Origin of the sequence: Sinomonas sp. (assembly GCF_051955515.1) — a bacterium.
Classification (GTDB): domain Bacteria; phylum Actinomycetota; class Actinomycetes; order Actinomycetales; family Micrococcaceae; genus Sinomonas.
Genome location: NZ_JBQCGQ010000275.1, coordinates 1 through 7,362, shown reverse-complemented (window position 1 = coordinate 7,362; position 7,362 = coordinate 1). Strand labels below are relative to the sequence as shown.

6 protein-coding genes are annotated in these 7,362 nt (G+C 67.0%); 5 read left to right on the top strand and 1 reads right to left on the bottom strand.

Annotated elements, in window-relative coordinates; translation table 11 throughout:
• Positions 1–1,060: dihydrolipoamide acetyltransferase family protein (locus ACTHL9_RS16105; RefSeq protein WP_440520293.1), on the top strand; the 1,060-nt coding region annotated here is incomplete at its 5' end.
• Between the two features lie 6 nt (positions 1,061–1,066).
• On the opposite strand, the gene ACTHL9_RS16100 is transcribed toward ACTHL9_RS16105, so the two are convergent.
• The gene (locus ACTHL9_RS16100) at positions 1,067–1,699 is read right to left on the bottom strand and encodes a TetR/AcrR family transcriptional regulator (RefSeq protein ID WP_440520294.1); all 633 of its coding nucleotides are present in this window, start codon (positions 1,697–1,699) and stop codon (positions 1,067–1,069) included.
• Positions 1,700–1,817: 118 nt separating this feature from the next.
• On the opposite strand from ACTHL9_RS16100, the gene ACTHL9_RS16095 reads away from it, so the two are divergent.
• The 4 genes from ACTHL9_RS16095 to ACTHL9_RS16080 all read left to right on the top strand — a co-directional run.
• Positions 1,818–3,425, top strand: coding sequence for a carboxyl transferase domain-containing protein (locus ACTHL9_RS16095; RefSeq protein ID WP_440520292.1), 1,608 nt, complete (start codon positions 1,818–1,820; stop codon positions 3,423–3,425).
• Between the two features lie 5 nt (positions 3,426–3,430).
• Entirely contained in the window at positions 3,431–5,425 is a 1,995-nt protein-coding gene (locus tag ACTHL9_RS16090; protein WP_440520291.1) for an acetyl/propionyl/methylcrotonyl-CoA carboxylase subunit alpha, read from the top strand.
• A 29-nt stretch (positions 5,426–5,454) separates the two neighbouring features.
• Entirely contained in the window at positions 5,455–6,609 is a 1,155-nt protein-coding gene (locus tag ACTHL9_RS16085; RefSeq protein WP_440520290.1) for an acyl-CoA dehydrogenase family protein, read from the top strand.
• A 41-nt stretch (positions 6,610–6,650) separates the two neighbouring features.
• The coding region (locus ACTHL9_RS16080; protein WP_440520289.1) for a CoA transferase subunit A at positions 6,651–7,362 on the top strand (712 nt) is incomplete at its 3' end.

The following is a 7,362-nucleotide window of genomic DNA, read 5'->3' as shown; positions in this document are numbered from 1 at the left end:
CCAGAAGGAACCGGCCCAGAAGGGACCGGGGCAGGGCCAGCACGCGCAGCGGCGCGAGCCGAATCTGGTTGGCTACGGCGCCCTCCCCGAGAGCTCGGGCCACCCCACCCGCAAGGCTCGGACGTGGGCCTCCACGAGGGAGGCCGCGGTTGCCGAAGAGCGTCCCGTCGCCACGACCCGTCCGCGCTCGACGCCCCCTGTGCGGAAGCTCGCGAAGGATCTCGGCGTGGACCTCGACTCCGTCGACGGTTCGGGGCCTCAAGGCCTCATCACACGCGACGACGTCCTCGAGCGGGTCGGGACCCCCGAGCCCGTACCTCAGGAGCATCCGGCCGAGGAGCATCAGGTCGCGCGGCATGGGCGTGAGACCAGGACGCCCGTCCGAGGCGTGCGCAAGGCGACGGCAGCAGCCATGGTGTCGAGCGCGTTCACCGCGCCGCACGCGAGCGAGTTCCTCACCATTGACGTGACTCCGGCCGTGGAGCTCCTGACCCGCCTGCGCGCGGGCAAGGCCTTCTCGGAGCTCAAGCTCACTCCCATGACCCTCGCGGCCAAGGCAGTGCTCATCGCGCTGCGCCGTCATCCCGAGCTGAATGCCCACTGGGACGACGCGACCCAGGAGATCGTCCAATACCACTACGTGAACCGGGGCATCGCCGCCGCGACGCCACGAGGACTGTTGGTTCCCAACGTCAAGGACGCGGACGCCATGGACCTCGCCCAGCTCGCGGCGGCGATTTCGTCCCTCGTCGACTCGGCCAGGGAAGGCCGGACAACCCCGGGCGATCTGGCGGGCGGAACGATCACCATCACCAACATCGGAGTCTTCGGGGTCGACGCGGGGACACCCATCCTGAATCCCGGGGAAGCCGCAATCCTTGCGCTGGGCCAAGTGCGGCGGATGCCGTGGGAGTACCACGGCGAGATCGCGCTCCGGCAGGTCGTGACCCTTTCGCTCTCCTTCGACCATCGGCTGGTCGACGGCGAGCAGGCCTCGCGTTTCCTCGCCGACGTCGGTGCGATCCTGGCCGACCCAGGCATGGTCCTCGCTATGGTGTAGAGCCAGTCAAGCTGGGAGGGGCGCCGTCAGGGCTGCGAGGGCCATCGACTCGAGCAGCTTGCCCGCCGTGCGTCGGGTGGTCCGGCGCACGGAGTGGGGCGTGGAGTTGATGAGCCCGAACACGGCTTGCGCGCGGAGGCGCAGCTCCGCGGCCGAGGCGTCAGGATGCACGTGCGACAGCGTCCGCGCCCACACCTCCACGTACTCGAGCTGGAGGGAGCGCACCGCCGCTTGGTCTTCGGCGGCGAGGCTCGAGAAATCGCGGTCCTGCACCCGGATCACGTCCGGCTTGGAGAGCGCGAAATCCACGTGGAAGGCGACAAGCGCGCGGAGGGCGGCGTCGTCATCGGGCGCGCGATCCTGATCTGGGCCACGCGGATTCGCAGTCGATTCCGCAGGCGCCAAGGCCGCTGCGCGGCCCCCCTTGAGAAGGTCGCGGCTCACCCCGACGAGGAGCGCGCCCAGGACGGCCTGCTTTCCGGCGAAGTGGCGGTAGATGGCGGGGCCGCTGACTCCCACGGCGGCACCGATGTCGTCGAGGGATACGCCGGCGAACCCCTGCGCTGCGAACAGCCCTGCGGCGGCGTCGAGGAGCGCCTGCCGACGCACTGCCTTGGCCTCGCTGCGGGGGCTGGGCATTTCGCTGGGGGCGCTGGCGGCCTCGTTCACGCACGCTCCAGAGTTGTCGGTGGACACCACAGATGATCAAGACTAACTTGGCTTTCAGTTAGTCGTCATTAACCGAATGCGAGGTTCGATGGAGACCCTGGTCAGCCGCATCGATCCGGCGAGCGCTGATTTCGCCAGGAATCACGGCGCGCAGCGGACCCTCGCAGAGGAACTGGCGGGGCGCCTGGCATCGACGGCGCTCGGCGGCCCCGAGAGGTCGCGGGAACGCCACGTGGCGCGCGGAAAGCTCCTGCCGCGCGAGAGGATCGATGTCCTGCTCGACGAGGGATCGCCATTCCTCGAGATCGCACCGCTCGCCGCCTATGGGATGTACGACGACGAGAGCCCCGGCGCGGGCTTGATCGCCGGAATCGGGCTAGTCCACGGTCGCCATGTGCTCGTTATCTCGAACGACGCCACCGTCAAGGGCGGAACCTATTACCCGATGACAGTGAAGAAGCATCTCCGGGCCCAGGAGATTGCCCTCGAGAACCGGCTTCCCTGCGTGTATCTGGTCGATTCGGGTGGCGCGTTCCTGCCCCGTCAGGACGAGGTGTTCCCTGATCGGGAACATTTCGGACGCATTTTCTACAATCAGGCCCGCATGTCCGCGGCGCGAATTCCGCAGATCGCCGCCGTCCTCGGTTCTTGCACGGCCGGCGGAGCGTACGTCCCGGCGATGAGTGACGAGACCGTGATTGTCCGCAATCAGGGGACGATCTTCCTCGGCGGCCCGCCTCTCGTGAAGGCCGCGATCGGCGAGGTCGTCTCGGCTGAGGAGCTCGGCGGGGGAGAGGTCCACGCGAAGATCTCAGGCGTGGCAGACCACCTGGCGGAGAACGACGAGCACGCGCTCGACATCGTCAGGGGCATCGTCGCGACGCTCCCCGCGCCTCAGCGCGCGCCGTGGGACGTGACCATTCCGGTGGAACCGAAGGCCGACCAAGCTGAGCTCTACGGCTGCGTGCCAACAGACGTCAACGCCCGTTATGACGTGCACGAGGTCATTGCGCGGCTCGTCGACGCGAGCGAATTCCACGAGTTCAAGCGCGAGTACGGCGGCACCCTCGTGACCGGGTTTGCGCGGATTCACGGACACCCGGTGGGAGTTGTTGCGAACAATGGAGTCCTTTTCTCCGAATCCGCGCTGAAGGGCGCACATTTCATCGAATTGTGCGATCAACGCGGCATCCCGCTGGTATTCCTGCAGAACATTTCGGGCTTCATGGTGGGTCGCGACTATGAGCGCGGTGGGATTGCCAAGAATGGTGCGAAGATGGTCACTGCGGTTGCCACGACGCGCGTTCCGAAGCTGACCGTGATCATCGGCGGTTCGTTCGGGGCCGGAAATTATTCGATGTGCGGGCGCGCCTATTCGCCGCGCTTTCTGTGGATGTGGCCCGCGAGCCGCATCTCGGTGATGGGCGGAAACCAGGCCGCGAGCGTCCTCGCGACGGTCAAGCGCGATCAGCTCGAAGCAGGCGGCCAAGAATGGGCGCCGGATGACGAGGAGGCCTTCAAGGCACCCATCCGAGAGCAGTACGAGAGCCAGGGGAGCCCGTACTATTCGACCGCTCGGCTCTGGGACGACGGCATCATCGATCCTGCGGATACCCGCCGCGTGCTCGGCATGGCGCTTGACGTGGTCGCCCAGGCTCCTCTGCCCGAGCCCTCGTTCGGCGTCTTCAGGATGTGAGGCCCATGTTCAGCAAAGTGCTGGTAGCCAATCGCGGGGAGATCGCGTGTCGGGTCATCCGGACGCTCCGTCGCCTGGGCATCGCCTCAGTCGCGGTCTACAGCGATGCCGACGGCGGTGCCCGCCACTTGCGTGAGGCCGATGAGGCGGTGCGGATCGGCCCCGCGTCGGCGGCGCAGAGCTATCTGAATATCGAGGCGATTGTCGCCGCCTGCCTCGCGACCGGTGCAGAGGCCGTCCACCCCGGCTACGGCTTCCTCAGCGAGAACGAACTGTTCGCCCGCGCGCTCGAGGAGGCAGGCATCGTCTTCGTCGGACCGAGAGTCGAGGCGCTCTCGGTGATGGGGGACAAGATCCGGGCCAAGACCCATGTGTCGGCCTATGGGGTGCCGGTGGTGCCTGGCGTTGCACGGCCCGGCCTCACCGACGATGAGCTGATGGGGGAGGCCGACGGCGTGGGGTACCCGCTGCTCATCAAGCCCTCCGCCGGGGGCGGCGGCAAAGGGATGCAGGTGGTGGAGTCCGCTGAGGGACTCGCCCCGGCCCTCGCAACAGCGCGCCGCGTGGCTGCGGCTGCCTTCGGGGACGACACCCTCTTCCTCGAACGCCTCATCCGGGCGCCAAGGCACATCGAGGTCCAAGTCCTGGCGGACCAGCACGGGACGACGATCCACTTGGGCGAACGCGAATGTTCTCTCCAGCGGCGCCATCAGAAGGTGATCGAGGAGGCGCCCTCACCCCTCCTCACCGCCGAGACCCGGGAATGGATCGGACGTGCGGCCTGCGATGCCGCTCGAAGCGTCGGCTACACCGGGGCCGGGACGGTCGAGTTCCTCGTGAGCGATGAACGGCCGGATGAGTTCTTCTTTCTGGAGATGAACACGCGGCTGCAAGTCGAGCATCCAGTGACCGAGATGGTGACCGGAGTAGACCTCGTGGAGCAGCAACTCCGCGTGGCGGCCGGAGAGGAACTGGGGCTCAGGCAGGAGGATGTCCGCCTCCACGGGCATGCGATCGAGGCCCGGGTCTACGCCGAAGTCCCGCGCAAGGGCTTCCTCCCAGCGACCGGTCGCGTCGAATTCCTTCGGGAGCCGGCGGGGGAGTCGGTCCGGGTGGACAGCTCGCTCCTCGAGGGGCTCGACATCGGAGCCGACTACGACCCGATGCTCGCGAAGGCCGTTGCCTGGGGCGAAGACCGGGGCCAGGCGCTCGTGGCGCTCGACCGGGCGCTCTCGGACTACGCCGCGCTCGGCGTCGAAACCAACATCGAGTACCTTCGCCTCCTCCTCGCGGACCCCGATGTCCAGGCTGGGCGCCTCGACACGACCCTGATCGAGCGGCGGCTGGAGCATCTCGAGTTCCGCGGACCCCGCGAGGCGGAATTCGCGGCCGCCGCATTGCTGGCCGAGCACATGCGAGAGCGCGATGAGTTCGCAGGCCCCTGGCGGAGAGACGGCTGGCGGCTGGGCGCGGCCGCCCCGCGCCGGGTCACACTCGGAACACCCGACGGCGGCATCGCCACCGTGCAGCTGAGCGGACAGCTGCCCGGCGTGCATCTGAGCGTCGACCGCGGAGTCGAGCGCAAGGCGAGCTTCGCCGTCGTCGGCCATTCCCTCGAACTGGACCTCGACGGCGAGCCGCACGCCTACACCTGGGCCGTCGGCCCGGAAGCCGTGTTCCTCGGCGACCACGGCTGGGCGGTTGCGCTCCCTGTCCTCGACCGCGCCCGGCGCCTCGAGCGGGTGCTCGCAGCTGCCCAGCATCAGGACGGCGAGGACGCGCCGGAAGTTCGCTCGCCGATGCCGGGCACCGTCGTCTCTCTCTCGGTTCAACCCGGGCAGGAGGTGGCACCCGGACAACCGCTCGTGAGCGTGGAGGCCATGAAGATGGAGCACCAGCTTGTCGCAGCAGTGGCCGGGGCCGTTCAGCTGCACGTTTCCGTCGGCGACCTGGTCAAGGCGGACCAGGTCGTTGCGACCGTCATTCCCGCAGAAGATTAGGAGCCATATCAGACGATGAGGAGCCATATATGGTCGACTTCTATCTCGACGACGAGTACCGGGAACTCAGCGAAACGGTCCGGGACTTTGCCGACAACGTCGTAGCGCCTGTCTCTCGGCGGCACGATGAGGAGCACAGCTTCCCCTATGAGATCGTGGCCCAGATGGGCGAGATGGGCTTGTTCGGCCTTCCGTTCCCCGAGGAATACGGAGGCATGGGCGGCGACTATTTCGCGCTGGCCCTCGCACTCGAGCAGCTCGGGCGCGTGGACCAATCAGTGGCGATCACGCTCGAGGCCGGCGTCTCCCTCGGCGCCATGCCCGTCTTCCGTTTCGGCACGGACGCGCAGAAGGAGAAGTGGCTGCCCGATCTAGCCGCCGGCCGGGCGCTCGCGGGCTTCGGCCTGACCGAGCCCGAGGCGGGGTCGGACGCCGGCGGCACCAAGACGACAGCCCGGCTCGACGGACGCGAATGGGTCATCAATGGGGCCAAGGAATTCATCACCAACTCGGGCACCGATATCACCAAGTTCGTCACGGTCACCGCCGTCACCGGCACGTCCGGCACCCCCGAGCGCAAGGAGATCTCCACGATCATCGTGCCGTCGGGTACGCCGGGCTTCCGGGCGGAGAAGCCGTACAACAAAGTGGGCTGGAATGCCTCGGACACCCATCCGCTGTCTTTCCGGGAGGCCCGGGTGCCGGAGGAGAACCTCCTCGGCGAGCGGGGCCGCGGCTATGCGAACTTTCTGTCCATCCTTGACGAGGGCCGGATCGCGATCGCCGCCCTTGCTACGGGCGCCGCCCAAGGCTGCGTGGACCTTTCCGTCAAATACGCCAAGGAACGCAGCGCCTTCGGCACGAACATCGGCAAGTACCAGGCGATCCAGTTCAAGATTGCCCGCATGCAGGCGCGCGCCCACACGGCGCGCCTCTCGTACTACGACGCCGCAGCGCGGATGCTCGCCGGGAAGCCCTTCAAGACCGAGGCCGCCATCGCCAAGATGGTCGCCGGCGAAGCAGCGATGGACAATGCCAGAGACGCCACCCAAGTCTTCGGCGGCTACGGCTTCATCAACGAGTTCACGGTCGCCCGTCACTACCGCGACTCGAAGATCCTCGAGGTCGGGGAGGGCACCACAGAAGTTCAGCTCATGCTGATCGCACGGCAGCTGGGGTTGTAGCTTAGGGGCAACTGCAACCTGAGCTTGTAGGAGGAGGGGCTGTGATCGACAAAGTGGTGGCCACGGTCGAGGAGGCTGTGGCCGACATTTCGGATGGGGCATCGCTCGCCGTCGGCGGGTTCGGCCTGTGCGGAATTCCGGTAGGACTCATCGATGCGCTCCTCCGCCAGGGCACGAAAGACCTCGAAACCATCAGCAACAACTGCGGTGTGGACGATTGGGGTCTCGGTATCCTCCTTTCAGCCGGCCGCATTCGGCGCACCATCAGCTCGTATGTCGGGGAGAACAAGGAGTTTGCGCGGCAGTTCCTCGCTGGCGAGCTTGAAGTGGTGCTCACCCCCCAGGGGACCTTAGCTGAGAAGCTCCGCGCGGGCGGCGCGGGAATTCCCGCCTTCTACACTGCCGCGGGCGTCGGAACTCAGGTGGCCTACGGCGGGCTGCCGCAGAAGTACGACGCCGAAGGGAACGTCGTGAAGGCGTCCTCACCAAAGGAGGTGCGCACCTTCAACGGAGCAGAATATCTTCTCGAGGAATCCCTCAGGCCCGACTTCGGTCTCGTGCATGCTCTCAAAGGCGACCGTCACGGGAATCTCGTGTTCCATGAAACCGCGATGAATTTCAATCCCCTCTGCGCGATGGCAGGCAGAGTCACCATTGCGGAAGTCGAGGAGCTCGTCGAGCCGGGAGAGCTGGATCCCGAGCACGTCCACACGCCGGGCATCTTCGTCCAACGAGTCGTGCACGTTCCCGCCG

Coding starts and splice junctions, on each gene's coding strand:
- ACTHL9_RS16100 (WP_440520294.1), bottom strand. CDS start 1,699: ATGCCCAGCCCCCGCAGCGAGGCCAAGGCAGTGCGTCGGCAGGCGCTC.
- ACTHL9_RS16090 (WP_440520291.1), top strand. CDS start 3,431: ATGTTCAGCAAAGTGCTGGTAGCCAATCGCGGGGAGATCGCGTGTCGG.
- ACTHL9_RS16095 (WP_440520292.1), top strand. CDS start 1,818: ATGGAGACCCTGGTCAGCCGCATCGATCCGGCGAGCGCTGATTTCGCC.
- ACTHL9_RS16085 (WP_440520290.1), top strand. CDS start 5,455: ATGGTCGACTTCTATCTCGACGACGAGTACCGGGAACTCAGCGAAACG.